Origin of the sequence: Candidimonas sp. SYP-B2681 (assembly GCF_003971065.1) — a bacterium.
GTDB lineage: Bacteria > Pseudomonadota > Gammaproteobacteria > Burkholderiales > Burkholderiaceae_B > Pollutimonas.
Genome location: NZ_RYDV01000001.1, coordinates 924,890 through 949,679 on the forward strand (window position 1 = coordinate 924,890; position 24,790 = coordinate 949,679).

Below are 24,790 nucleotides of genomic sequence, written 5' to 3' on the forward strand. Positions count from 1 at the left end.
TACGACTATACGCAAACGGCGTGCCAATTTTCAGGCGTGAAGGTATCCGCTTTGCATTAATGGGGCAAAGAGTAATCACCATTATGGTGCAGCACGCACAACGATGGTGCATTTAAGCAGGCAAACAGCATTCGATACATGGCTTAGTCCAGAAATTCACCTTGCAAGTCGTTCAAGAAGCGCCACCCTAAGGGGCTCGCCTGAAAACGAGAAGGATCCGGTTCCAATAAGCCTCTGTGTATGGCACGGTTTACGGCAGGGGCAATAGAAAGAACGGAAAGGCCAGTGCGATCAGGGAAGCTAGTGCTCGGTACACCTGCTTTCAACCGCAGAGTATTGAGCATGAACTCAAAGCCCAATTCCTCCGCAAGGATAATGCGTTCTTCAGCAATATGGCTGCCATCGTGGCGGCGCGCCTTTTCCATCCAGGAAGTCGGATTTTTCAGCTTGGCCTGGCGGATGATTTTGTCATGAAACGACAGCTTTCCGTGTGCGCCCGGTCCTATGCCTAGATAGTCTCCGAATTCCCAATAGTTCATGTTGTGCAGGCAACGCTGCCCCGGCTTGGCGTAGGCAGAGACCTCGTACTGTTCCCAACCGCCCAGGGTGGTCGCCTCAGTAATAAGATCTTGCATGGCTGCACTTATGTCGTCGTCTGGTACTGATGGCGGATACTTCGCGAAAACGGTATTGGGCTCCATTGTCAGGTGGTACAACGATAAATGTCCGGTCTGAAACGACATCGCCTGCTTCAAGTCCTGCTCACAGCCTAATAGCGACTGTTGCGGTAGCGCGAACATCAGATCCAGGTTGACTCGTTGAACAGCACGTTGCGCGATCTCGATCGCTTCGCAGGCCTGCCTGCTATCGTGTATGCGTCCAAGAGCCTGAAGTGCCTGATCGTTAAAACTTTGTATACCCAGCGAAATACGATTTATTCCGCTGGCGGCATAATCGGCAAAGCGTCCTGCTTCAACCGTGCCGGGATTCGCCTCCATGGTCACCTCGGCATCTGGCAACACATTCAGGCAAGCCCTAATCATGGCCAGCATAGCGTCCACGGCTTTGGCGGATAGCAGGCTGGGAGTTCCACCGCCTATAAATATCGATACAACCTGACGTCCCCATATCAGGGGTAAAGACTGTTCGAGATCTGCCTGTAATGATGCCAGGTACTGCTCTTCTGGCACTTCTGAGTTCAATTCATGGGAATTGAAATCGCAATATGGACACTTTCGTACACACCACGGCACATGAACATATAGCGATAAAGGAGGCAGGCTTGTCAAAATCGACTTGCCGCCAACCCCCGGTATAAGAGCGGGTTTCCGAGCTTTTTCCTCGGGTACGATAGAGAAGGTGGGATGCAAGCTAGGTCTCGGTCGATTAGGTTAAGTGGGGTCTGTGCTGTTACGCAATGCCTGCAACAGCTCTTTCAATGCTTGAGCGCGGTGACTGCAGCGGTTTTTAACCGCGGGATCAAGCTCCGCCACCGTTTTGGCCAATTCGGGAACGTAGAAATGTGCGTCATAGCCGAATCCATTCGCTCCCTTTGGCACATCAATGATCTCTCCCCACCACGTCCCCTGAGCAATGATGGGCATGGGATCGTCCGCCGACCTCAGGTACACGAGCACGGCAACATAACAGGCGGAGCGATCACGTACAGTAGCCAACAAATTTACCAGATGCGTGTTATTGGCAAGGTCGGATTTCTCGCCACCGCTAAGCGAAGCAAATCGGGCTGACAACACCCCGGGCGCTCCATCGAGCGCTGTCACACACAAGCCGGAATCGTCTGCCAACGCGGGTAAACCAGTGATGCGGCTTGCGTGTCGTGCTTTTGTCAAAGCGTTTTCAAGGAAGGTGGAATACGGCTCGTCGGCTTCGGGAACACCAAGCTCCCCTTGTGCAATCATATCGATTCCAGCCAAGGAGAGAATGGCGGAAAATTCTTTAAGCTTGCCAGCGTTGTTGGACGCCAGAACTACTTTAGACATCAATTTGCTCCTGGGAACCATCTTTAACAAGCAAGGAGACGAGCTCCTTGGCAAATACAGGAAGTCTGTCGAATTGGCGCACACAAATATGCAAGCGCCGCAAAGCCCACGCGTCGTTCAGAGAAATAATCTTCAAAGGCATATCTTTCACATAGCGACGGGCGGCAGACTCGGGAATTACGCCTATGCCGACATGGGCGGCAATCATGCGGCATGCTGCTTCAAAATTACTGACCTCGACACGAAATCGCAAGACGCGGCCCAGATCATCTGCTGCCTGCAACAGGAAAGCGTGAATTGCACTGGCCTCGGACAAACCCACATAATCATAGGTTAATGTTTCGTCGAAATCGACCGAGGTATTGGCGGCAAGCGGGTGGTCTACGTGAGTAACCAGCGCCAGGCGATCGGTGCGGTATGGCAAGAATTCAATACTTTCACCGCCGCCGGCCTGCGCCGTAACGCCTATATCCGCCGTGCCGTCGGCCACAGCCTTGACGACCAGATAGCTTAGGCGTTCTCGCAATTCGACGTTAACGTCCGGATGCGCGGCAAGATACTGCGCGAGTATGGCTGGCATGAACTCGTTCATGGCAGTTGTATTGGCGTACACCCGGACTCTGCCCTTCACGCCGCTTGCATATTCCTGGATGTCGCCGCGCAGGTGTTCAAGCTGGCGCAATACGATCCTTGCATGTCGCACAAAGGCTTCGCCCGATGGCGTAAGTGTCACGCCTTGGCTATTGCGATAAAAAAGTGCGGTGCCCAAATGATTTTCAAGGTTCTTCACACGGTTGCTGGCCGCCGGCAAAGATAAAAAGGAACGTTCTGCCCCCTTGGTCATGCTTTGGGCGCCCGCTACGTTGACCATCAATTGCATATCGGTCAAATCAAAGTGCATCGCCATGTATAAGTATTCTCTTCAAAATTGGCAAACCCCCGCTTAAGCAAGCAAGAATTGGCAAGCGGCCCGCGTTAGGGCACAGTAACATCCATTGTAATAAAACCGGACGCCGACACCATGCCGCAATCTACCCAGCCCTTCCAGGAAATTCGCGATGCCATCCGCGATTTGTGCTCGCAATTCCCCCCCGAATACTTCCGCAAGATCGACCACGAGCGCGGATACCCCGAAGAATTCGTCAATACGCTGACGGAGGCCGGCTGGCTAGCCGCCCTGATCCCCGACGAATACGGTGGTTCGGGTCTGTCGCTGACTGAAGCGTCGGTCATCATGGAGGAAATAAATCGCAGCGGCGGCAATTCGGGCGTATGCCACGGGCAGATGTATAACATGGGGACATTATTGCGCCATGGTTCAGCCGAGCAAAAGCAACGCTACCTGCCCCGCATCGCCAGCGGCGAACTTCGGCTGCAATCGATGGGGGTCACCGAACCCACTACCGGCACCGATACCACGAAAATAAAAACTACGGCTGTCAAACAGGGCGATCGCTACGTTATCAATGGTCAAAAGGTATGGATTTCGCGTATTCAGCACTCGGACCTGATGATTCTGTTGGCCCGAACCACGCCGTTGGACCAGGTAAAGAAAAAATCGGAAGGCATGTCGATTTTTATCGTTGATCTGCACGAGGCCATTGGCAAAGGTATGGAAGTACGCCCAATCCTTAATATGGTCAATCACGAAACCAACGAGCTATTTTTCGACAACCTCGAGATTCCAGCTGAAAACCTGATCGGCGAAGAAGGCAAGGGGTTCAAGTATATCCTGGATGGCCTTAACGCAGAACGCACCCTCATTGCTGCAGAGTGTATAGGAGACGGTCACTGGTTCATAGATAAGGTATCTGCCTACGTAAAAGAGCGCATCGTCTTCAACCGGCCTATCGGGCAGAACCAGGGTGTCCAGTTTCCCATCGCTCGTGCCCATATTAACGTCGAGGCCGCCAGCCTGATGCGTTACGAAGCATGCCGCTTATACGACGCTCATCAGCCCTGCGGCGCTCAGGCAAATATGGCCAAACTGCTGGCCGCCGATGCGTCGTGGGAAGCTGCCAATGCATGCCTGCAATTTCACGGAGGCTTCGGTTTCGCCAACGAATACGACATTGAACGAAAGTTCCGCGAAACACGGCTTTATCAAGTGGCCCCGATTTCTACGAACCTTATTCTTTCCTACGTTGCTGAACACGTATTGGGACTTCCGCGTTCGTTCTAACTATGCACGTACCACCTCTCTCTTGTAACGTAACGTCTTGCTGGAAACCATCATGAATCATCCTAGTGCCGAACTTGCAGAATTTGCAGCCCAACTCGCCTACGACGACATTCCGCCCGAAGTATTACGGCGCACCGAAGACCTGATGCTGGACTGTCTGGCTTCAATACTGGCGGGCTCCAGTGCCCGGCCCGTTCAAACCATTGCAAAGTTTTCGGACATGATGGGGCCCACAAGCGGCCCCTCCGAAAACATGGTCACCCGCCGCAGCACTAGCCCGCTTTTTGCCGCAATGGTCAATGCCGCATCAGCACACATGGTAGAACAAGACGACGTGCATAATGGGTCGGTTTTTCACCCTGCAGCAGTGGTATTCCCACCTGCTATCGCGGTAGCGCAGGCCTTGGGACGATCCGGCAAAGAACTGCTGGTAGCCTGTGTAGCGGGTTACGAAGTTGGCATACGGGTAGGCGAATTTTTGGGCCGCTCGCATTACAAAATTTTCCATACCACTGGAACGGCTGGGGCGTTGGCTGCCGCAGTGGCTGTGGGCCGTCTGCTGAACCTCAACAATGACCAGATGCTCAATGCCTTGGGCTCAGCGGGTACGCAAGCCGCCGGGCTGTGGGAGTTTCTGCGGGATGCGGCCGATTCCAAACAACTGCATACCGCCAAGGCTGCCGCTAACGGGCTGACGGCCGCCTACCTGGCCCATGATGGATTCACCGGTGCGCAGCATGTGCTTGAAGGGCCGCAGGGTATGGGCGCAGGTATGTCGCAAGATGCCGATCCGGCAAAACTTACCGACCGCTTGGGCAAACGCTGGACCGTCCTCGAGACATCGTTCAAATACCATGCTTCATGCCGCCACACCCATCCAGCGGCCGACGCCCTGCTGCAAATTGTGCAGTCACATCAATTGACGGTAAACGATATCGCCAGCGTAGTGGCCCACGTTCATCAGGGGGCTATCGATGTTCTGGGCCCAGTCGTTGAGCCCACGTCGGTGCATCAATCCAAGTTTTCAATGGGAACGGTACTAGGCCTGATCGCGCAGCAACGCCGGGCTGGTCTACCAGAATTCGATGCTGCCCTTAACGACCCCGCGATAGCCGCTTTTCGAAAACTCGTCACAATGGACCTCGATACCGAGGTCGACAATGCCTACCCACAGCAATGGATAGGAAAAGTCACCGTAACAACTACCGATGGCCGCACGTTCTCGGCCCGTGTCGACGAACCTAAAGGCGATCCAGGCAACACCCTGAGCCGCCCGGAAATCGAGGACAAGGCATTACGCCTGGGCACTTATCGCAATGCTGCCACCAAAGAAGAAAGCCAGGCGCTTATCGGCAAGGTCTGGGAATTATCCCGTGTAGAGCTCGTAGGGCGCTTTATCGCGTAGCCAGCTTAGCCCAGCGCTTGCTTTTGGTAGGCAATCAGCTGGGCAATGCCGTCTTGCGCCATATCAAGAAGGGCATTCAACTCCGTCCGGTCGAATGTCTGCCCTTCCGCAGTGCCCTGCACTTCCACAAACTTACCGGCCCCCGTCATGACAATATTCATGTCGGCGTCGCATGCGGAATCTTCGATGTAATCCAGGTCCAGGACGGGACGGCCGTCCACCAGTCCCACCGAGACCGCCGCCACGTGGTCGAGGATGGGATTCGATGCAAGCACGCTTTGATCGAGCAAAGTACGAATCGCTATCGCAGCGGCCACCCAGGCGCCTGTGATACTGGCGCAGCGCGTGCCTCCGTCGGCCTGCAAAACATCGCAGTCCAAGTGCAACGTGCGCTCGCCTAATGCCGTCAAATCAAATACCGCCCGCAGGCTTCGGCCTATTAGCCGTTGAATCTCTTGTGTTCGCCCACTTTGTTTGCCGCGGGCTGCTTCGCGGTCAGAGCGAGTATGGGTTGAGCGCGGCAGCATTCCGTATTCTGCTGTAACCCATCCCTGGCCTTTACCCTTCAGGAAAGGTGGTACCTTGTCGAGCACACTGGCGTTGCATAGCACGTGAGTGTCTCCGGCTTTGATAAGCACTGAACCTTCGGCATGACGTGTATACCCGACCTCGATGGAGAGCGCGCGTAATTCAGTGGTGGAGCGCCCAGTGGGACGCGTCGTGCCAGAGGAGGTGGAGAATATAGATGCAGGCAAGGAAGGCTCCATTAATAAAAATGATAATCAATTAAACAGAATTCTCTCATAAGGCAAGACATGACGCTGCTTCACCCACGCCGACATGCCCCGCTTACAATAGCAACTTTAGGCGATAACAGGACACTCTACTTATGATCCGCAGCATGACCGCTTTTGGCAACGCGCGCTCCGAAACAGCTCAAGGCAGCGTCACGATTGAATTTCGTACCGTCAACAGCAGGTTTCTGGATATCAACTTCCGCCTGCCCGAAGACTTACGCATGGTGGAAGGACTGATCCGTGAAAGGCTTGGGCAAACAGTCACTCGTGGCAAAGTAGAAATTCGTGTCAATTATGCGCGCACCGACACCCGTGTGGCAGCCACACTTAATCCTGAATACCTACGAGCCCTTGCCGAACAGCTTCATCTCGCTCGCGAGATACTCCCCGATGTAGCGGCTCCCCGTTTGACCGAACTGCTTAATGCGTCAAACAGCACCGACAATGGCGATTTCGACCCAGAGATATGGTCCGCGATGTGCCTCGATGCAACGACTCAGGCCCTCGCTGAGCTTCAGGCTGGCCGCGAGCGCGAGGGCCAGCGCCTGGCAGCAATGATGCAGGATTGCGCCAGCGAGGTCAGCCAAATTGTCGACCAGGTGGAGAAGGATTTGCCCGCGTTGCTGGCAGAGCATCAGGAAAAAATCGCGAATAAACTGCGCGATGCCTTGACTGCAGTTAGTCCCGACGGCTTTGCGCATATCAGTGGCCCGGAACTTTCCGCCCGCATCGCACAAGAAGCATCGTTATTTTCCCTTCGTATCGATGTCGCCGAAGAACTTTCACGCTTACGCTCACACATCGCCGAACTCGAACACTTGCTGAATACCGGTGAAACGATCGCTCGCAAAGATAAAAAGAATGGTGGCAGCGCAGGAAAGCGGCTGGATTTCCTTTTCCAGGAAATGAATCGCGAAGCCAATACACTGGGCTCCAAGGCCAGCGCCTTGAGCGTCACTCGCGCAGCGATCGATCTTAAATTGCTGATTGAGCAAATGCGCGAGCAAGCCCAAAATATTGAGTAAGCGTTTACGGTCACAGGAGACAGAAGGGGTATAGTTCAGTTTGATAGATGCGTTACTACGCAGGGTGAGGCTTCGATGATGCTTCCAGACGAAAATCAAAGCTCAACCAACCCTAGACCAGAGCCCGAAACTTTGGTGAAAGGATCCGTCGAACCACCGCGGCGGGCCTTCGATCAACTCGCCATTTTCCTCGATCTTGATGGAACGCTCGCGCCTATCGTTCCCACCCCCGACAAGGCAAGGGTTTCAAGTGCAACCATACACCTTCTGGAACGTATATTTATTGCGTGTCACGGTGCCTTAGCTATCGTCTCGGGGCGAGACGCAGCGGGTATAGAGCGCCTCCTTGCACCACTTCGGCTGCCTTATGCCGCCCTGCATGGGGCCGAGCTAAAAGACCCCAACGGCGAAATCAAAACGATTGATGTCCCGCAGGACAAACTATCAGAGATCGTCGCCGTAGTCGAAAAAGCGATGGCGAGCCTTCCTGGAACAATCGTCGAACGTAAAAGTTTATCGGTTGCCTTACATTACCGAAATGCCCCCCAATTTCAACAGGATATTTATCGCCTCGCTGAATCTGCACTAAAAGATCATGAGCGACACTTCGAAATCCAGGAAGGCAAAATGGTGATCGAAATCAAGCCGCGCCATGCAAGCAAAGGGGCCGCCATCAAGCATTTCATGAACATGGTGCCCTTTCAGGGGCGCGTGCCGGTGTTTGCGGGCGACGATCTTACCGACGAAGCAGGATTCTTCGTCGTCAATGCACTGAACGGCATAACGATAAAAGTCGGAGAAGGACCCACTATTGCGCAATGGCGTTTAGACGATACCGAGGCCTTGAGCACCTGGCTGCACACATTATTTGTCGTTAAAGGGCATAGCGGCGACCGCGTCAGCACCAATAAAGGATAGAACAATGAGTAGGCTGATCGTTGTATCGAATCGCGTTGCATCGATTACCGAAGGCAAGAGCTCAGCCGGCGGACTAGTGGTCGGAGTCCTCGATGCGCTGCGCGAAACGGGCGGCATTTGGCTTGGCTGGAGCGGCACGCTCGAACCCAAGCTCAAACTAAACCCATTCTCAGAACGCCACGAGAACATCGAGTTCTTAACGGTGCCCCTGACAAAACGCGATTACGATCGGTACTACCGCGGCTTCTCCAACGGAGTCCTATGGCCAACGTTCCACTACCGGATCGATTTAAGCCTGTACACCCGAATCGACTATATGGGCTATTTGGAAGTCAATCGAAAATTTGCGCAAATATTGGCATCGACGGTGGAAGAAGACGATCACATCTGGGTGCACGACTATCACCTGATTCCTTTGGGAAAGGCATGCCGCGACTTGGGCATTCAAAACAAGACAGGTTTTTTTCTTCACATTCCTTTCCCATCCCCTTCGGTACTCCGAACGATTCCGCCCCATCGAGAATTGGTTGAATCGATGTGTGCTTATGATTTGCTTGGGTTTCAGACCGATAACGATGTTCAGGCTTTTCTCGACTACGCCGCGCGATGCCTCGGTGCGACCGTTACCGGTAATGTGGTCCAGTTGGGCGACCGCATTACCAGGGTCGGCGCCTACCCCATCGGCATCCACCCTGAACAAGTCAAGTCGCTGTCAAAGGAATCCGTTCATACCAAGCCCCTGGCAACCTTAAAAGCCGGATTGCTGGACCGCAAGCTTATTGTCAGTGTGGATCGGCTGGACTACAGCAAAGGGCTAGTCGAGCGTTTCAATGCGTTTGAACAGTTGCTGGAAACGTCGCCTCAGTACCGCGGAAAGGTAACTTTCGTTCAAATCGCCCCGCCTTCAAGACAGGACGTCCAGGGATATCGTCAAATCAGGCGCCAGCTCGAGAGCACCGCCGGACGTATCAACGGCAAATGGACGGAATTGTCATGGACGCCCATCCGCTACATGAATCGATCGTACGATCGCGGGCTACTAATGGCGATTTTCCGGACGTCTCAGGTGGGCTTGGTAACGCCACTGCGTGACGGAATGAACCTTGTCGCCAAAGAATATATTGCATCACAACCTGCGCATGATCCGGGTGTGCTCGTTTTGTCCGAGTTTGCCGGAGCGGCTGCTGAAATGCGAAACGGAGCCGTCATGGTGAACCCTTACGATTTGCAAGGTATGGCTGACGGCTTGCATCGCGCATTGAGTATGCCCCTGGAAGAGAGAAAATCACGTTACGAACATTTAATGGCCGTGCTCAAACAGAACGACCTATCAACCTGGCGGGATAGATTTCTGTCTGATCTCGCAGCGTAAACCTCGCAGCGTATTGCAAGTATTCGAAATTCAGACTTGGCCTCTTATTGTATCCACTGTATCCGCTCCTTTTTTGCATCATGACTCTTCTGAACAACACACAACCGTTTCCCTGCGCGAGTTATATACGGGAGATTGGCCGAGGCTCCCGCAGCGGTCGTGACCTAAGCCGTCAGGATGCAAAAATTCTCTATGGCGCCATTCTGGCCGGACGCGTCAGCGATTTGGAGCTTGGAGCAATATTGATTGCTTATCGGATCAAAAGCGAAAGCGTCCAGGAACTCGCCGGCATGATGGACGCTGTGCAAGACGCTGTTCAAATGTTGGACTGGAACGTCACAACGCCGGTCGTCATTCCGAGCTACAACGGCGCTCGGAAAAGGCCTAATCTCGTGCCTTTATTAGCGGCGATGCTCGCCCAACGCGGTGTACCAGTGCTGATCCACGGCGTACTGAGCGATCCGGGACGAATAACGACTGCCGAAATCCTGAGCCTAATGGGTATCGCTGCGGCCCGTGACCATCTGGCCATCAAACATGGGCTGGATCAAGACCGCCTCGCATTCGCGCCAATTGAAACGCTTGCACCTGCCCTTGCCAGTCAATTGTCGCTGCGCGCCACATTAGGTGTTAGAAACTCGGCGCATACGCTGGCCAAAATGTTGCAACCTTTTCGCTCTCCGGCTTTAAGGCTGGTCAACTATACCCACGCGGCTTATGGCGACACATTATCGGAATACTTCCGCCTGCCCGACACTGCCGGCCACGCGGGCGTCCTGTTGAGCCGCGGAACGGAAGGTGAGGCAGCCGCCGACGCGACGCTGCCCCGTGAAGCGGTATGGCTGCACGACGGCGGTACCGAGATCCTTATCCCTGCAACCGAAAAAGACCTTCGTGATTCGCCGCTGCTTCCAGAATCAGTGAGTGCGGCCGAAACGGCAATATGGACGACGAGAGTCCTTGCGGGGCAGTTAGAGGCACCAAAAGCAATTGCTGCTCAAGTCGATGCAATTGTGAAACTTTGCGAGCGTACGTCGCGGACTACGCCGGGCTGACCTAAGTAAGTCCGGCCATTTTCACACGAAAGGCATGAGGTTTTTTACTAACGACCGAGCAGCAGAAATGGCAGGGTTGAATGCCGACTTTCATCGTCGTGATCTCTTCGAGGCAATTGCACGCCCCTGGAAGCTTTCGGTACAGATAGAGCCCTATGCCGATGCCCATACCTACCGCTACAACCCCTTTGATCTAAAATCTTTGCCCGACGCGGACTCCGCTCATTCCCGTTGGCACCGGGACGATTAACTGTAATCCAGAGGACATCTTCGCCCAGATCGAGCAAGCGGGCTTTTCCCCCGAGGAATACCGTACCAGGTATCGGGCTGGCCCCAGGCAAAATGTTGCTCGGCCGTGCCTTTGCCTGTAACGACGCGTAGCGCAATCGTATCGGCTATTGCCGGTCAATAGGCCTAAAGTTTCTGTCAATACCCATATATTCAGCGGCCCGATGGCATACGACTATAGTGGCAATGCTCCAACCTATGTTTCTAATAGCCACTCGCGACCCTATGCCGTAAACACCGGGGCTGCCGAAGAAGGCCGAGAAGCCGATGGCGAAATGGTAAGAAGCACCTACACGCTTCATGCCCAAAATGACGACTTTAGCCAGCCTGGAAGGCTGGTACGTAAGGCGTGGAAAGATGCACAGTGTGATCAATTCGTAGATCAGGTCCCGCGACGTCTATTGGGAAGTGTTCTTTCTGGCGGCGGCAGCACTCGTCGTGTTCGCGACCCGCAAAAAATTTGGTTATACCGTAGGATCCTTCGCTGGGCTGATGATTGCGTTCGTGGTTTGCCTTCTGATGTTCCTGACTATCGACTTTGGGCCTCAACCCTTTGCGCCACTGGCACCCATCGTTAGACCGGTTGAAGGCGTTAACCTTCTCCACTTGAGCGACAACGTTAAAGAGCGAGTAATTGCGGTGATGTACTGCAATGAAGAAAAACTCACCTCGGTGGAATTGCAGTCAATGTGTGCAAAAAGCACTAAATCCACAAGCACTACGGAGGAAGATGACCGCTTCAACGACGCCTGGAACGCTTATTACAAGCTTAAGGGCCCCGACGGCGTCACTCCCGACATTGCCAAGGAAATGGTTCGCAAACACAACTCACTGATCGCTGCTGTTTTGCTTCAATGCGGCGATGCTCTGCGGTGCTGCAAGCCGTTTCGATAATCAGCTTGATTACGTACAGGAAGTAATAGGCGTGAAGCCCCGCTTCGGTACCTATGCCGCCATGAACGTCTTGACGCTCCCCACTCAGACCCTGTTTATTTGCGATACCCACGTAAACGGGAATCCTACAGCCGAGCAAATCGCCGACATGACCATTCAAGCTGCCGACGAGATTCTGCGTTTCGGGGTGACTACCAAGGTCGCTTCGTTGTCGCACTCCCATTTCGGCTGCCGTCCTACCGAATCGGCACGCAAAATGGCCGAAGCCCGCCGCCTTATTGGTGAGCGCGCGCCTGAACCGGAAGTCGATGGCGAAATGCACGCCGCAGGATGAAGCACAACACTAGCGCTCGGCTGGGAAACGCAGTATCGCCCCAGTTAGAGACTGCAACTCTTTATCGGACATATCCACCAGCTTTTCGATAACCTGCATGCCTTGAGGTGTGAACTCAATGACCGCCAGATCAGTATAAACGCGATGTACAACGCCTAACCCCGTAACAGGCAGAGTGCATTTCTCGACGATCTTGGGCGTACCATCTTTGGAATTGTGCTCCATCAAGATAAATACCTTCTTGGCGCCCACCGCCAGATCCATTGCGCCGCCCACCGCCGGTGGTTCGCCCGCCCTACCCAGCGACCAGTTAGCCAGGTCACCAGCTGAGGACACCTGCATGCCGCCCATGATGCATAAATCCAGATGGCCGCCACGCATAATCGCGAAGGAATCCACATGATGGAAAAAAGATCCGCCCATTAAGAGCGTGACCGGCTTCTTGCCCGCGTTTATCAGTTCGGGATCAATCTCGCCTTCTTGGGCGGACGGACCCATGCCCAGAATGCCGTTCTCGCTGTGCAGCAAGATTTCGTCTGCCGGATCCAAATAATTCGCCACCAGTTCCGGCATGCCAATGCCTATGTTTACGTAGCTACCTGGTGCGATATCTTGAGCCAAGCGCTTGGCCATTTCATTGCGTGTCAGTCTCTGCATAGTGTGCTCTCAACTTGAAATCTGCGGATTGGGCACTTCGATGACACGATCGACGAAGATGCCCGGCGTCACGATGGCCTCGGGGTCAAGATCGCCCAGTTCAACCCTTTGCTTAACTTGGACGATAGTGGTCTTGGCTGCCATGCACATAACCGGACCGAAGTTACGCGCCGCCTTGCGGTAGACCAAATTCCCCCAGCGGTCGGCTTTCTGGGCCAGCACCAGAGCAAAATCGCCGCGTATGGGCGATTCAAATACATAAAACTGACCGTCGATTTCACGAACTTCTTTACCCTTGGCCAGATCGGTGCCATAGCTGGTACGAGTGAAGAAGCCGCCGATACCAGCCCCCGCCGCGTGCAACCGCTCTGCAATTGTCCCCTGCGGAACACATTCCAGCTCAATCCTACCTTCTTTGTACATTTGATTGAAAATATGGGAATTGCTGGCCTTAGGAAAAGAGCAAATCATTTTACGCACCCTGCCCGCTTTTATCAGCGCGGCCAGCCCTACTTCAAAATTACCCGCATTGTTATTGACCACCGTCAGGTCGCTGGCCCCCTGATCTATCAGGGCATGGAGCAATTCCGTCGGATGCCCAGCCCCGCCAAAACCTCCAACCAATATGGTGGCACCGTCGAACACGCCGGCAACGGCCTCGTGCACACTTTCAACGAACTTGTTTACCATTGCTTGCCCTTTGCTCCTACTATTTAGATTGCCAGCCGTCCTCGCGAAGACGACTTAAGCGCTTGCCCCGCCATCGATCACGATAGCTTGGCCGGTAATATGGCGGGAAGCCTCTGAGGCCAGGAAAACTGCGGTACCTTTAAGGTCGTCTGGGCCTCCGATGCGTCCCAGGGGAATGCGGTTTATGAGGCCTTCCCCCAACTGTTCGATCAGGCCGTCAGCCAGTTTCGATGAAAAAAATCCCGGGCAGATCGCATTGACATTTATGTTGTACTTACCCCATTCGCATGCCAACGTGCGGGTGAAATTCACTGCCGCCGCCTTGGAAGTGTTGTACGCAATAGTCGTAACGCCCTTAGCCGTGCCGCGCAGGCCCGCCGCCGAAGCCACATTGATAATCTTGCCGCGTTGCTGCGGGATCATTGTGCGTCGGCCCACTTCGCGGCAAAGATAAAACAATGCATTGATATTTACATCCATGACCTTGTGCCAAGCTGCGTCGGGATAGTCTTCTGCCGGAGCGCCCCACGTCGCGCCCGCATTATTGACCAAAATATCGATGGTTCCATAGTGATCCAGAACTTGTCCAACCATTGCAGGAATGGTATCGAACTGCGCTAGGTTGTTAGTGATAGCGATAACTTCAACGCCCTGTTTTTCCAGATAGGAGCGGGCCTGTTCGAGTTCGTCGGTCTTACGTGCCGTGATCGCCAACCTACAGCCCATTTCGCCGAGCGCCTCGGCAATCTGCAACCCAAGCCCACGCGAACCACCCGTAATCAGCGCCACCTGATTATCTAGCTTGAGCAATTCTTTCACACCCATATCGTCTTCTTGTCTCGCCATTTCATGAGGTTGGATAGCTCAGGCCACTTCGAACAAGCCTCATGCTCGAGGATTGCGAGGCGCTCCTGCATGGCGGCCTGGGCCAGATTGGTGCGGCCAATGGCCGACGTTGCAATAGGATGCGCGACCCGACCTCCACTCTCAACATGAGGGCCGCCATGCTTCGGCTATTCTTCGTTAAGGGCCGTTTACTCATTCAGACCGAGGCTTTCGATAATGTCCTTTTCCGCCTTAAAGGTGGTTTCTGCGAATTTCGTATAGACCTTATTGTCCATGTAGAAAGTGCGGACACCATAATTCTGCAAAACCTGCTGGAAAGCGGGCTCGTCCATGGCGGACTTCACCGCCCTATCGAGGACATTGACGATATCTGTCGGCATACCCTTCGGACCTGCCAGCCCCAGTGGAGAGGGCACCTCTACATTGAAACCAGCCTCTTTCATCGTTGGCATTTCCGAGAAAGCATCGGGCCGAACATCGGCGGCAGTGGCAAGCACGCGGACCTTCCCGGACCGCATAAAGGGAAGTACGCTGTTGGTAACGACAGCGACATGGGTGTGTCCCCCAAGCAGTGCTGCTATGGCTTCGCTATCGCCTTTATACGGGATATGAACGAACTTTATGCTCTGTTCTTTGCCAAGCTTAGCTAGCACAACCTGGTTCCCCGTAAAGCGACCCGGCGTGCCATATGTGATCGCACCAGGATTCTTTTTGGCAAACGCAACCAGCTCGTTTATGGTCTTGAAAGGCGAGTCGGCAGCCACCGTTACCATAAAATCGTAGGTCAGGAACGAAGCGATATAACTGAGGTCGCGGATGGGGTCGTAGCGTGTCTGTTGCAGGTAGGGCTGGCGAAAAATGCCGACTGGCGCCATCGTAAGCCGATAACCGTCTGGCTTAGAATTCATCATTTCGATAACGCCCATGGAGCCGGCTGCCCCAGGCTTATTTTCAATCACCACAGGTTGCTTCAACTGGCGCGCTAAGCTTTCGCCTAACGCTCGCCCGACAATGTCTGTGGTTCCGCCAGGGCCATAGGGCACTATTATCGTAATCGGTTTATCGGGGTAAGCCGCCTGTACAGTAGCAACAGTCGTTACGCCTGTGAGTAAACCCGCAAGCACTATCATCTTGAATCGCTTCATTATTGTCTCCCCTTTTTTTATGGCTGAGGTTTCAGCGCCTTGCTGAGGTCGCTCTATTCGAACGGCGGCCAAGCTGCATTGCCCTTTCTAGATATCATTTCGATTCTGTGTGACAGAACTCTATGTCCTATCTGGGGTGGAATCAATGAGGACTAATGCTAGGTGTCTACTTTGATTCCGGTATATCCCACTGATAGTCTAAAGTCATGCACTGCGGTACTCGAACGTGAGAATTTTCTCCCGTCGCTCGAAGTAATCGTTAACGATGTTCCGCGCGTTTTTTCAATGACTCCAACATTCACTGGTTTTCGTTAAGGATTACAGATATTTAACCCCCCGCTCCAGCCAGCCAGTCACATTCATGTCGCCCTTTTGTGTGCGTTCAAGAGCGTTGTAAGAGGCTTTACGCTCCGGATGGATCTGCGCAGAGAAACTGTAGAATCGCTGCTGGCTTCCGTCAGTACGAGCCTACAGCAGGCCAATGGTGTGCTATATCAAGAAGTAGACAATAGTCGCGAGCACAAACGTCACGACCATGCGGTCCAGGCGGATTATAGTGGTGAGCTGAACATCTACACGGATCCCTAAAACGATGTCGAAATCTGGGTAGAGTTTGACTTGAAATCTGAGTCCCGCAAGTGGGTTGATGTTGTTCTTATGAGGTTAGAGACCTCTCAAGCCCTGGCAGAAACCGACTCTCCCACTCCACTTCGCAACGTATCCAGAAAGCTGCTCGCAGCTGCTGACAGCGAACGCCCGCTACGCGTCAGAATCCCAATCTCCCTGTAGACCACCGGCCGTCCCAGCTTCAGCACGGCGAGGTCCGTAGCATCGATCAAGCGCAGCGCCAGGCGGGGGATGGGCGCCACGCCCAAGCCGGCCGCCACCATCGCCCCCACCACCGAGATATTCGTCGCCTCGTACTTGGGAATGAGCGCCCGGCCGACCTCGGCAAGGACCCTGTCCACCATCGGGCGGATGCTGCTGGCCGGCCCGCTGGCCACGATAGGGCGTGTCGCCAGCACGCTCCAGTCGACCTGGCGCCGCTTGGCCAGGGGATCCTTGCGGCTGCAGATCAGTACAAAGTCGTCGCGCGTAAACGGCTCGAATGTCACTTGGCCGGGCACGGCTGGCGCTACCGACATACCGAAGTCTGCCCGCCCGTCGACGACCATATCCTTGACGAACTCATTGGATATGGGCACCAATGAAATTGTCACCCGCGGATGGGACTGCTCGAACCTGAACATGGTCGCCGGCAACAGCGCCGCGGCCGATGGCAAGCAGGCGATCGTGATCTGGCCTTTGCGTCCGGCCACGAATTCGGACAGGTCGCTTAACGAGTCGTGGAATTCCGCAACGATGCGGCGCGCGATAGGCAACAGTTCTTCGCCGGAGCGCGTCAACTCGACACGGCGGGTATTGCGATCGAACAGGCGAGCCCCCAGCTTTTCCTCGGCGGACTGAATGATCCGGCTTAGCGCCGACTGCGACACATGGAAGGATTCAGCCGCCCGGCGGAAATTACAGGTTTGCGCCACCAGCAGGAACGCTTCCAGTTCATGGACGGTTAGTGTCGAACGCATCACGGCTCCGGTTTATTGATGATTAATAAGCATCAAATCAATACTATAAATTCACTTCTCATATCAGTGTGCCTTTTCTACACTGTCTCCACAAGTATCGCGGAGGCGGCCTCGTTTAAATGGCGCATCAACCGCTACCCATCAACAAGGAGACATCATGAGACCGTTATTCTATTTGTGTGCAGCGATAGCCTTCGCTCTGGCCCAGCCTGCCATGGCCCAGCCATACCCGTCGAAACCCATCAGGATGATTGTTCCTTTCGGCGCCGGCAGCGGCACCGACCAGGTCGCGCGTGCGCTGGCACAGGCAATAGGGAAAGCGGATAACGTAACGGTGGTGGTCGACAATCGGCCGGGCGGCAATGGTTTCATCGCCGCGCAAGCCGTGTCCAATGCCGAGCCGGACGGCTACACCATGCTGCTGACCACCAATAGCACCCACGCGGCGGCCGAGCACTTATACAAGAACCTGCCTTACGATCCGGTCAAGGATTTCACGCCGGTCGCTCTGCTGCGCAAGGGTTATCTGGTCATGGTCACCCAGCCCGACTTTCCCGCTGCTACGGTGGCCGAGTTCACCGCCCGGGCAAAGCGCGATCCGGGCGTGCTTAATTTCGGCAGCGGCAGTTCCTCGTCGCGCGTATCGGCCGAGCTGTATAAACAGCTTTCAGGAGTGGACATTGTCCACGTTCCGTACAAAAGCAACCCGAACGCGCTCACCGACCTGATGGGCGGCCAGATTCAGGTCATGTTCGTTGACACCTCATCCGCGGTAAGCCTGGTGAAGAATGGCAAGCTGCGCGGCCTGGCGGTCAGCAGCACTAAGCGACTGGATATCCTGCCCATGCTGCCCACCATGGAAGAGGCCGGCCTCAAGGGCTACGAGATGTCTTACTGGACCGCCGCCTACCTGCCGCGCAACACCTCGCCGCACATCGCGACACGGCTGGGCGAGCTGCTAAAGCAGGCCATGAACTCGCCCGAGTTGAAGCAACTGATGGAGAAGACCGGCACCGAAGTGGCGTTCGGCGACGGCGAAATGCTTAAGCAGTTCCAGGCCTCGGAAACCGAAAAATGGGCCAGGATCATCAAGGCCGCAGGAATTCAACCGGAGTAACTGCATGACCAAGAACCGCATCCGCATCGGTGCCGGCTCGGGATTTTCCGACGACCGCTTCGAGCCCGCGCTGGAGCTTGCCCGCCATGGCAACATCGATTACCTGGTGTTCGAATGCCTGGCCGAGCGCACCATTGCCCGCGAAACACTAACGCGCCTGAGAGATCCCCAGGCGGGCTACACCCCGTATCTCGTCGAACGCATGCGCATGGTGTTGCCCGAATGCATGCAGCGCGGCATTCGAATAGTCACCAATATGGGCGCCGCCAATCCTGTCCAGGCTGCACGCGTGGTTCGCCAAGAAGCTCTGACGCTTGACCTGAAGGCGCCCCGCGTTGCCGCAATCGTCGGCGATGACGTCACCGAAGTTATCCGCGCCAATCCGCAACTGCCGCTGCTGGAAAGCGGCGAACCGGTGGAATCGTTGCTGCCGCGCTTGGCCGCCGCCAATGCCTACCTGGGCGCGGATATCGTCAGCGAGGCACTCAAGCGGGATGCGCAGATTGTAGTGACCGGCCGCGTCGCCGATCCTTCGCTATTCCTGGCCTGCATGCTGCACGGGCTGGGCTGGTCTTACGACGATTATGCACGGCTGGCATCTGGCACCTTCACTGGCCATCTGCTGGAGTGCGCCGCCCAATTGACCGGCGGATGCTTTGCCGACCTGCCCCGAAAACTCGTGCCGGACATGGCCCGGATCGGGTTCCCGTTTGCCGATGTCGGGGTCGACGGCGATGTCCGGTTCGGCAAAGTGGACGGATCCGGCGGCCGCCTGGACGTGGCCACCTGCACGGAACAGGCTTTGTACGAAATGCACGATCCCAGCAGCTACATCACGCCCGATTGCGTGCTGGACATTACCCAGGCCGAGTTCCGCCAGGTCGCTGACAACCGCGTGGAAATGCTTGGCGCCCAGGCTCGCCCACGCACACCCAGCTACAAAGTGGTGGTCGGCTACCACGACGGTTGGATAGGCGAAGGCGAAGTCGGCTACGCCGGGCCCAACGCGCTGGCCCGCGCCCGCATGTCGGAACAGATCGTGCGTGAACGGCTGGCGCTGCGCGGCTTCACTTACCCCGAAATTCGGGTCGACTACATCGGGGTATCCAGTCTGCATGGCGATCTGCCGGGCCGGCCCGAACCTTACGAAGTCCGGCTGCGGGTCGCCGCCCGAAGCACCGACCGCAAGGCGGCCGAGGCAGTGGGCTTCGAAGTACGCACGTTAAATGTCAACGGACCGGCCGGTGGCGGAGGCGGCACCAACACGGTGCGTCAGGTGATAGGCGTGAAATCCTTGCTGCTGCCACGCGAGCATGTCCGCCCGGAAATCGTCATGGAAGGAGAGGCAGCATGACCAAAGTTTACGAACTGGGGCACTCGCGTGCCGGCGACAAAGGCAATACATCGAATGTCTCGGTCATCGCCTACGATTCCGCAGCCTGGGACGTGCTGCACCGCGAACTGACCGTAGAACGGGTCATGCAGGCCTACGCGCATATAGCCCGCGGACCAGTAACACGCTACGAGCTTCCCAAGCTGCGCGCACTTAACTTCGTGATCGAGAACGCTTTGGGCGGCGGAGTCACGATCTCGCTTGCCCTGGATGCGCATGGCAAGACGCTGTCGTACGTCATGCAAGACATCGACTTGCCGGGCTAGGAGCCACTTTCAACAACCTTGTATAAGCGTGGCGATAGATCGCCACGCTTACACACGCATACCGCTTCATGCTAAAGCGCGAGCCGCTTCGCTAAACCAAAGCTTGGCAGACGGTCACGACCCCAGAATCGCTGCTCACGATCATTCGCGATTCCCAATAATTAAACTTGACCAAAGCCAAAACCTTTTTCTTGCATAAAGGCTAAAGCACTTGCCAGCGTTAACATCGAAATCTGCCGGCATGTGCGCATCCACGGCCGGTAGCCGCCTGCGCATTCCAGCTTCCTGAGAAACCTGAAGTGTTTTCGCGAAACACCGACCAAGTCCCTCCCCTAGAAATCGTTCTGATGTCGTCCCGAATGAAGCCCTCTTCACGCTTGAAGTCGTCACGAAATTGGTTTGCTTCACTCATCCTAATTGCCGATTATCTCGTTTGCTTCTGCTACTGCGTCGCGCAACTTTGTGAGAATGTGCTCCCGTCGTCTGAGGTCTTCGATTTTCGAATGTACAGTCGCAACGCTGATTGCCGCAATAGGAGACCCGGCTGCTTTATTCAGCGCCATGGCGATCCCAGTCATGTCCGGGTTCAGATCATCAATATATGAATAGCCCAGCTCTCGGGTGCGTTGAAGGTGCTTGCAAATATGATCCCTGCCAATGCCCCGCCTTTCACAATAGGCAATGTGCGTCGGCGACGCCAGTATTGCTTCGATTTCTTGCTCGTCCTGAATAGTAGCCAGGATGGCTGAAGCAGCGGAACCAACGCCGAGGGCTGACCGATCCCCAGGAGACAAAGGCAATGCGCGTACCGCGCCAGTACCTTCATGAAGCACGACGCATACTGCCATTTCCTTATCCTTGATGCTCAGATAGGCGGTGTCTTCGACTTGCTCTGAAAGCGCACGGATAATGGGCGCGATGCGTTGTGCAAAGCCATACCGATTGCGCGCTGCGCTCGCCCATAAACCGAGGCAAAAGCCCGGGTAATACCTGGATCCAGGTTGTTCAAAATCCACAAATCCATGGTTCACAAGGCCCGCAAGTAAGCGATGCAAGGTTGCTTTGCTGAACCCGGTCTGTTCCTGCAGGTCTGTGAATCGCAAACCTTCATCCGCTACTTTGGCCAGCAAGTTGAGAACGATGCTGGTCCGGTGGAAAGTTTGATCGGTGCCCCGATCACCCGCTGCCAACTGCACCACTTCGCGTGTGGACATTTTTTCTCCTGTGTTGATATACTGCAGTTTGTTTCGCTTAACGATTTTAAGTTCCTTTAAACGGAACTTCAAGATATTCGTATTAGCGAACTATAAAAATACTACCGGAGAGACAAACATGAAACGTAGATTATTTTTCGCTTCCGCAATGGTGTTGGCGCTGGTCGCAACGGCTCCGGCCATTGCTCACGCCCAGGCATCACAGAAATTCCCTGATAACCCGATCCGAATGGTGGTCCCGTTTGCGCCTGGGGGGACGACTGACACCTTTGCGCGGTTGTTCTCACAGCATTTCGGTGAGCATCTGGGTGTTCCCGTCATTGTGGTGAACCAGCCCGGAGGAGGTGGCCAGGTCGCCACGCGTGCATTACAACGCGCCGCGCCTGATGGCTATACGCTAGTGTTCCAAAGTCCTACAAGCGGCGTAACCGGACCACTGACTCGAAAAGAGCTGCCTTACGATCCGGTGGCCGGCTTTGCTCACATTGCTATTCTCGGTATGACGCCCATCGTACTCGGAGTGAGCAACAAGTCGGGTGTCCAGTCACTTGCCCAATTGGTTGCACACTCCAAAAACTCACCGGGCGGCATAAATTACGCAACCGGTGGGGTGGGCGGCGGGCCCCACTTGTCGGTGGAATTACTAAAAAAACGCTCCGATGGTCTAGACGCACTGCACGTGCCATATCGAGGCGCCGGTCCTGCCATTCAGGATTTGATCTCCGGTGAGGTTTCCTTCATGCCCGACACTTTTACTTCGCTGCTGCCACTTCATGAGTCTGGCCGCATCAAAATTGTTGCGGTATTCGATGAAGAACGCTCCACGGTGGCGCCGAATATTCCGACAGCCAAGGAGCAAGGGGTCGACATTGTGACCAGAATCGCTAATTACATAGCGGCACCCGCTGGAACCCCAAAGGAGCGACTTGAAATCCTCGCTGCGGCCGCACGTGAGGCGATGAAAAATCCTGCCATGATCGAAAGACTGGGCTCGCTCGGTTATCGGCCCGTGACGGACTCGACTCCCGAGTCAGCAACGCGCTTCATTGCAGACGAAGTGGCGCTTTGGAAACCTGTAATCCAGGACGCCGGCATCGCACTTGAATAATTCAACCATCATCATCAATCACTACAGTGGCGGTGCAAACCATGTTTAGTCTAAAGAATAAAGTAGCGTTCATCATCGGAGCCGGATCCGTCGGGCCTGGCTGGGGAAACGGGCGGGCAACCGCCACTCTCCTAGCTCGTCAAGGAGCAAAAGTATTTGCATTGGATAAGAGCCCCCAAGCTCTGGAAGAAACCATACGAATCATTCGCGAAGAAGGTGGGGAGGTAGAGGGCGCCGTATGCGACGCTACGATAGGCGAGGAAATTCACACCGCTATTGAGGCGTGCGTCAAGCGCTTCGGGCGACTCGACATCCTGGTCAACAATATTGGAGGCTCGCAGCCCGGCGGTGTCGAGCAGCTCTCCGAAGACGATTGGGATGCCCAAATTAACTACAACCTCAAAAGCGTCTACTTGAGTTGCAAGCACGCAATGCCATATTTGAAACAGAGTCCCGGCAGTGCGATTGTGAACGTTTCCTCTGTGGCGGCCCTGCGCATGATGAAGGCTCGTCCTCATTCCGCTTACAGCGCCGCGAAATACGGTGTCATCGCGCTGTCTCGCTCGATCGCGATACAAAATGCGCCGGCCGGCGTGCGGTGCAATACCGTGATTCCAGGTCTGATGAATACGCCAGTCGTCGAACATCGCCTGGTAAAGCAGTTGGGTTCTGTGGGCGCCCAAGAGTTGATCGCCAATCGGGATGCTCAGATTCCCTTGGGAAAGGCCGGCACTGGATGGGATATTGCACATGCGGTGCTTTTCCTGGTCTCTGATGAAGCGGGCCACATCACGGGCACGGAGTTGCTGGTAGACGGAGGTTACACCGCAGCGGCGGCCTGAGCCTCGGGCTCTTGTGCAAGCGGCTTTCGTCACTTGCGCGAGAGCCGCTAAATTATCGAACTGAGTGAATGCATATGAATCTCGCTAAAGCATTATGGCGCCAAGGCCTTTCGGAGCCGGACACGCCCGCTATATTTTTTGGTGCCCAGCAGTGGGCAACTTACGGGCAGTGGGCGACAAGAAGCGCTTCTTTGGCAAAAAACCTTTTGGATGCAGGCCTGAAGGCCGGTGATCGTGTGATGATTTTCATGGGAAATCATCCGCGTTACTTGGAGATTCTGTGGGGCTGTTGGTGGGCCGGGCTTGTGGTGGTCCCGGTAAATGCCAAGCTTCATCCCGAAGAGGCGGCCTGGATCGCCTCTGATTCCGGCGCCCGATGGGTTTTCGTCAACGGCGAAGGCAGCCACGATGACCTGGGTTCACTGCGCAACGCAGAGCGGCTGCTTGATATCAGTCACGATGAGACAGCAGCCCTATTCGAGCCGGAACATGCACTGAGCGGTCTCCCACCACCAGCAGAGTCGGCGCACGACGCTCTGGCTTGGCTTTTCTACACTAGCGGTACGACTGGTAGGCCAAAAGGTGTGATCCTCACCACACGCAACCTCATGACAGTCGGGATGACTTATTGCGTAGACGTTGACTCGGTAAGCAGGCACGATGCGATGCTTTACGCGGCGCCCATGTCGCATGGCTGTGGGATATACGCCATTCCGCACCTGATGGCGGGTGCACGACACGTAGTCCCGAAAAGCGGGGGCGTCAACGCTCAGGAAATGTTTGAGCTTGGGCGGGAACTGGGCGCAGTGACTACCTTCGCCGCTCCGACCATTGTGAAGCGACTCGTCGACTATTGTGCGCATATGGGCCTGAGCCATGATGAGGTCGCAGCGTCATTCAAAACTATTGTTTACGGCGGGGCGCCTATGTACCTCGCCGATATTAAAAAAGCATTGGCGATCATGGGCCCTCGATTCGTCCAAATTTATGGTCAAGGTGAATCTCCGATGACCGCGACGGTTTTGTCTAAGTATCACATCGCCAATACACAGCACCCTCGTTACTTACAGCGCCTGGCGTCCGTCGGCGTAGCTCAAACGCCAGTACTGGTCCGTGTGGTGGATGCGGCCAATCGCTTTCTACCGCCGGGAGAAATTGGCGAGGTGATGGTCCGGGGAGATCCCGTTATGCTTGGGTACTGGAATCAACCCGAGGCAACAGCGAATACGTTGGTGGATGGCTGGTTAAAAACGGGAGACCTGGGTTGCTTGAGTGAGGACGGCTTTCTGACTCTAAAGGAGCGAAGCAAAGACGTCATCATCAGCGGCGGCACAAATATCTATCCCCGAGAGGTAGAGGAGGTGCTTTTGACGCACCCCGGGCTTGCCGAAGTCTCAGTTTTGGGGGCGCCCGACCCGGAATGGGGAGAGATTGTGGTGGCGTGCGTGGTGCCATCCCCAGGCTATACGCTGACCGCTGAAGAGCTCGATGCACATTGCCTTGCCCACATCGCTCGGTTTAAACGACCAAAAAAATATATCTTCAAGGAAACCTTGCCTAAGAACAACTATGGGAAGGTGTTGAAGACCCAGCTCTCACAAGAATTGCGTGAAGCCCAAGCAGCAAAGCAACCCCCGAGTGCTAACTAAGCATTGA

At 55.0% G+C, this 24,790-nt stretch carries 23 protein-coding genes and 2 pseudogenes; 14 read left to right on the forward strand and 11 right to left on the reverse strand.

Going from position 1 to position 24,790, the window contains the following annotated elements:
• Positions 1-143 precede the first annotated feature (143 nt).
• The 3 genes from hemW to EKL30_RS04415 all read right to left on the reverse strand — a co-directional run bounded on the left by hemW (position 144) and on the right by EKL30_RS04415 (position 2,907).
• Positions 144-1,316 carry a radical SAM family heme chaperone HemW gene (gene hemW / locus EKL30_RS04405; protein ID WP_370246220.1) on the reverse strand — a complete coding sequence of 391 codons (1,173 nt, stop codon included), beginning with the start codon at positions 1,314-1,316 and terminating at the stop codon, positions 144-146.
• A gap of 75 nt (positions 1,317-1,391) precedes the next feature.
• On the reverse strand, positions 1,392-2,000 hold the full coding sequence (rdgB, locus tag EKL30_RS04410; protein ID WP_126705921.1) for an RdgB/HAM1 family non-canonical purine NTP pyrophosphatase: 609 nt from the start codon (positions 1,998-2,000) through the stop codon (positions 1,392-1,394).
• The gene (locus tag EKL30_RS04415) at positions 1,993-2,907 is read right to left on the reverse strand and encodes a LysR substrate-binding domain-containing protein (RefSeq protein ID WP_126705922.1); all 915 of its coding nucleotides are present in this window, start codon (positions 2,905-2,907) and stop codon (positions 1,993-1,995) included. The genes rdgB and EKL30_RS04415 overlap by 8 nt, the downstream gene beginning before the upstream one ends.
• A gap of 114 nt (positions 2,908-3,021) precedes the next feature.
• On the opposite strand from EKL30_RS04415, the gene EKL30_RS04420 reads away from it, so the two are divergent.
• Together EKL30_RS04420 and EKL30_RS04425 are read left to right on the forward strand one after the other, a co-directional pair.
• Entirely contained in the window at positions 3,022-4,182 is a 1,161-nt protein-coding gene (locus EKL30_RS04420) for an acyl-CoA dehydrogenase family protein (RefSeq protein ID WP_126705923.1), read from the forward strand.
• A gap of 52 nt (positions 4,183-4,234) precedes the next feature.
• Positions 4,235-5,587 (forward strand): MmgE/PrpD family protein, encoded by a 1,353-nt coding sequence (locus EKL30_RS04425; protein WP_126705924.1) that lies wholly within the window; start codon positions 4,235-4,237, stop codon positions 5,585-5,587.
• Positions 5,588-5,592: 5 nt separating this feature from the next.
• Here EKL30_RS04425 and rph read toward each other — a convergent pair whose 3' ends face one another.
• Positions 5,593-6,342, reverse strand: coding sequence for a ribonuclease PH (rph, locus tag EKL30_RS04430; RefSeq protein ID WP_305038214.1), 750 nt, complete (start codon positions 6,340-6,342; stop codon positions 5,593-5,595).
• 134 nt (positions 6,343-6,476) lie between these two features.
• Here rph and EKL30_RS04435 point away from each other — a divergent pair, with 134 nt between their 5' ends.
• From EKL30_RS04435 to EKL30_RS04460, 6 genes and pseudogenes are all read left to right on the forward strand, one after another.
• Positions 6,477-7,409 carry a YicC/YloC family endoribonuclease gene (locus tag EKL30_RS04435; RefSeq protein ID WP_126705926.1) on the forward strand — a complete coding sequence of 311 codons (933 nt, stop codon included), beginning with the start codon at positions 6,477-6,479 and terminating at the stop codon, positions 7,407-7,409.
• Between the two features lie 75 nt (positions 7,410-7,484).
• A complete protein-coding gene (gene otsB / locus EKL30_RS04440) occupies positions 7,485-8,327 on the forward strand; it encodes a trehalose-phosphatase (RefSeq protein ID WP_126705927.1) in 843 nt (280 codons plus the stop codon).
• A gap of 4 nt (positions 8,328-8,331) precedes the next feature.
• Positions 8,332-9,699: an alpha,alpha-trehalose-phosphate synthase (UDP-forming) gene (otsA, locus tag EKL30_RS04445; protein ID WP_126705928.1), complete on the forward strand. Its 1,368-nt coding sequence runs from the start codon at positions 8,332-8,334 to the stop codon at positions 9,697-9,699.
• Positions 9,700-9,779: 80 nt separating this feature from the next.
• Positions 9,780-10,754, forward strand: a complete 975-nt coding sequence (gene ybiB / locus EKL30_RS04450; RefSeq protein WP_126705929.1) for a DNA-binding protein YbiB — start codon at positions 9,780-9,782, stop codon at positions 10,752-10,754.
• A gap of 34 nt (positions 10,755-10,788) precedes the next feature.
• The gene (locus EKL30_RS19115) at positions 10,789-11,004 is read left to right on the forward strand and encodes a catalase (protein WP_233582721.1); all 216 of its coding nucleotides are present in this window, start codon (positions 10,789-10,791) and stop codon (positions 11,002-11,004) included.
• Positions 11,005-11,765: 761 nt separating this feature from the next.
• Positions 11,766-12,261, forward strand: a pseudogene (locus EKL30_RS04460) (phosphate acyltransferase); the annotation flags it as partial.
• An 18-nt stretch (positions 12,262-12,279) separates the two neighbouring features.
• Here EKL30_RS04460 and EKL30_RS04465 read toward each other — a convergent pair.
• From EKL30_RS04465 to EKL30_RS04490, 6 genes and pseudogenes are all read right to left on the reverse strand, one after another.
• Positions 12,280-12,927 carry a 3-oxoacid CoA-transferase subunit B gene (locus EKL30_RS04465; protein WP_126705930.1) on the reverse strand — a complete coding sequence of 216 codons (648 nt, stop codon included), beginning with the start codon at positions 12,925-12,927 and terminating at the stop codon, positions 12,280-12,282.
• Positions 12,928-12,936: 9 nt separating this feature from the next.
• Positions 12,937-13,617, reverse strand: a complete 681-nt coding sequence (locus EKL30_RS04470; RefSeq protein WP_126705931.1) for a 3-oxoacid CoA-transferase subunit A — start codon at positions 13,615-13,617, stop codon at positions 12,937-12,939.
• Positions 13,618-13,671: 54 nt separating this feature from the next.
• On the reverse strand, positions 13,672-14,442 hold the full coding sequence (locus EKL30_RS04475) for an SDR family oxidoreductase (protein ID WP_126705932.1): 771 nt from the start codon (positions 14,440-14,442) through the stop codon (positions 13,672-13,674).
• Positions 14,443-14,651: 209 nt separating this feature from the next.
• Positions 14,652-15,608 carry a tripartite tricarboxylate transporter substrate binding protein gene (locus EKL30_RS04480; protein ID WP_126705933.1) on the reverse strand — a complete coding sequence of 319 codons (957 nt, stop codon included), beginning with the start codon at positions 15,606-15,608 and terminating at the stop codon, positions 14,652-14,654.
• 342 nt (positions 15,609-15,950) lie between these two features.
• Positions 15,951-16,076, reverse strand: a pseudogene (locus EKL30_RS19120) (DUF4172 domain-containing protein); the annotation flags it as partial.
• Positions 16,077-16,282: 206 nt separating this feature from the next.
• Complete coding sequence (locus tag EKL30_RS04490; protein ID WP_126705934.1) at positions 16,283-17,194, reverse strand: LysR family transcriptional regulator; 912 nt, start codon at positions 17,192-17,194, stop codon at positions 16,283-16,285.
• A 157-nt stretch (positions 17,195-17,351) separates the two neighbouring features.
• On the opposite strand from EKL30_RS04490, the gene EKL30_RS04495 reads away from it, so the two are divergent.
• From EKL30_RS04495 to EKL30_RS04505, 3 genes are read left to right on the forward strand one after another with little or no spacing between them, the layout of a single operon-like run.
• Positions 17,352-18,311, forward strand: a complete 960-nt coding sequence (locus tag EKL30_RS04495) for a tripartite tricarboxylate transporter substrate binding protein (protein WP_126705935.1) — start codon at positions 17,352-17,354, stop codon at positions 18,309-18,311.
• Positions 18,312-18,315: 4 nt separating this feature from the next.
• A complete protein-coding gene (locus EKL30_RS04500) occupies positions 18,316-19,665 on the forward strand; it encodes an acyclic terpene utilization AtuA family protein (protein WP_126705936.1) in 1,350 nt (449 codons plus the stop codon).
• A complete protein-coding gene (locus EKL30_RS04505; RefSeq protein WP_126705937.1) occupies positions 19,662-19,970 on the forward strand; it encodes a hypothetical protein in 309 nt (102 codons plus the stop codon). The genes EKL30_RS04500 and EKL30_RS04505 overlap by 4 nt, the downstream gene beginning before the upstream one ends.
• A 413-nt stretch (positions 19,971-20,383) precedes the next feature.
• Here EKL30_RS04505 and EKL30_RS04510 read toward each other — a convergent pair whose 3' ends face one another.
• On the reverse strand, positions 20,384-21,184 hold the full coding sequence (locus tag EKL30_RS04510) for an IclR family transcriptional regulator (RefSeq protein ID WP_126705938.1): 801 nt from the start codon (positions 21,182-21,184) through the stop codon (positions 20,384-20,386).
• Positions 21,185-21,302: 118 nt separating this feature from the next.
• Between EKL30_RS04510 and EKL30_RS04515 the strand changes: the two genes are divergently transcribed.
• From EKL30_RS04515 to EKL30_RS04525, 3 genes are all read left to right on the forward strand, one after another.
• Positions 21,303-22,292 carry a tripartite tricarboxylate transporter substrate binding protein gene (locus EKL30_RS04515; protein WP_126705939.1) on the forward strand — a complete coding sequence of 330 codons (990 nt, stop codon included), beginning with the start codon at positions 21,303-21,305 and terminating at the stop codon, positions 22,290-22,292.
• Between the two features lie 41 nt (positions 22,293-22,333).
• A complete protein-coding gene (locus tag EKL30_RS04520; RefSeq protein WP_126705940.1) occupies positions 22,334-23,134 on the forward strand; it encodes an SDR family NAD(P)-dependent oxidoreductase in 801 nt (266 codons plus the stop codon).
• Between the two features lie 74 nt (positions 23,135-23,208).
• The gene (locus EKL30_RS04525) at positions 23,209-24,783 is read left to right on the forward strand and encodes a class I adenylate-forming enzyme family protein (protein WP_126706044.1); all 1,575 of its coding nucleotides are present in this window, start codon (positions 23,209-23,211) and stop codon (positions 24,781-24,783) included.
• Positions 24,784-24,790 lie beyond the last annotated feature (7 nt).

What these genes read in the sequence shown, in the direction of transcription:
- EKL30_RS04525 (WP_126706044.1), top strand. Translation starts at nt 23,209, where the DNA reads ATGAATCTCGCTAAAGCATTATGGCGCCAAGGCCTTTCGGAGCCGGAC.
- otsA (WP_126705928.1), top strand. Translation starts at nt 8,332, where the DNA reads ATGAGTAGGCTGATCGTTGTATCGAATCGCGTTGCATCGATTACCGAA.
- EKL30_RS04505 (WP_126705937.1), top strand. Translation starts at nt 19,662, where the DNA reads ATGACCAAAGTTTACGAACTGGGGCACTCGCGTGCCGGCGACAAAGGC.
- EKL30_RS04520 (WP_126705940.1), top strand. Translation starts at nt 22,334, where the DNA reads ATGTTTAGTCTAAAGAATAAAGTAGCGTTCATCATCGGAGCCGGATCC.
- EKL30_RS04510 (WP_126705938.1), bottom strand. Translation starts at nt 21,184, where the DNA reads ATGTCCACACGCGAAGTGGTGCAGTTGGCAGCGGGTGATCGGGGCACC.
- EKL30_RS19115 (WP_233582721.1), top strand. Translation starts at nt 10,789, where the DNA reads ATGAGGTTTTTTACTAACGACCGAGCAGCAGAAATGGCAGGGTTGAAT.
- EKL30_RS04465 (WP_126705930.1), bottom strand. Translation starts at nt 12,927, where the DNA reads ATGCAGAGACTGACACGCAATGAAATGGCCAAGCGCTTGGCTCAAGAT.
- EKL30_RS04435 (WP_126705926.1), top strand. Translation starts at nt 6,477, where the DNA reads ATGATCCGCAGCATGACCGCTTTTGGCAACGCGCGCTCCGAAACAGCT.
- EKL30_RS04480 (WP_126705933.1), bottom strand. Translation starts at nt 15,608, where the DNA reads ATGAAGCGATTCAAGATGATAGTGCTTGCGGGTTTACTCACAGGCGTA.
- EKL30_RS04470 (WP_126705931.1), bottom strand. Translation starts at nt 13,617, where the DNA reads ATGGTAAACAAGTTCGTTGAAAGTGTGCACGAGGCCGTTGCCGGCGTG.
- ybiB (WP_126705929.1), top strand. Translation starts at nt 9,780, where the DNA reads ATGACTCTTCTGAACAACACACAACCGTTTCCCTGCGCGAGTTATATA.
- EKL30_RS04415 (WP_126705922.1), bottom strand. Translation starts at nt 2,907, where the DNA reads ATGGCGATGCACTTTGATTTGACCGATATGCAATTGATGGTCAACGTA.
- EKL30_RS04425 (WP_126705924.1), top strand. Translation starts at nt 4,235, where the DNA reads ATGAATCATCCTAGTGCCGAACTTGCAGAATTTGCAGCCCAACTCGCC.
- otsB (WP_126705927.1), top strand. Translation starts at nt 7,485, where the DNA reads ATGATGCTTCCAGACGAAAATCAAAGCTCAACCAACCCTAGACCAGAG.
- EKL30_RS04515 (WP_126705939.1), top strand. Translation starts at nt 21,303, where the DNA reads ATGAAACGTAGATTATTTTTCGCTTCCGCAATGGTGTTGGCGCTGGTC.
- EKL30_RS04475 (WP_126705932.1), bottom strand. Translation starts at nt 14,442, where the DNA reads ATGGGTGTGAAAGAATTGCTCAAGCTAGATAATCAGGTGGCGCTGATT.
- rdgB (WP_126705921.1), bottom strand. Translation starts at nt 2,000, where the DNA reads ATGTCTAAAGTAGTTCTGGCGTCCAACAACGCTGGCAAGCTTAAAGAA.
- EKL30_RS04420 (WP_126705923.1), top strand. Translation starts at nt 3,022, where the DNA reads ATGCCGCAATCTACCCAGCCCTTCCAGGAAATTCGCGATGCCATCCGC.
- EKL30_RS04490 (WP_126705934.1), bottom strand. Translation starts at nt 17,194, where the DNA reads ATGCGTTCGACACTAACCGTCCATGAACTGGAAGCGTTCCTGCTGGTG.
- EKL30_RS04500 (WP_126705936.1), top strand. Translation starts at nt 18,316, where the DNA reads ATGACCAAGAACCGCATCCGCATCGGTGCCGGCTCGGGATTTTCCGAC.
- EKL30_RS04495 (WP_126705935.1), top strand. Translation starts at nt 17,352, where the DNA reads ATGAGACCGTTATTCTATTTGTGTGCAGCGATAGCCTTCGCTCTGGCC.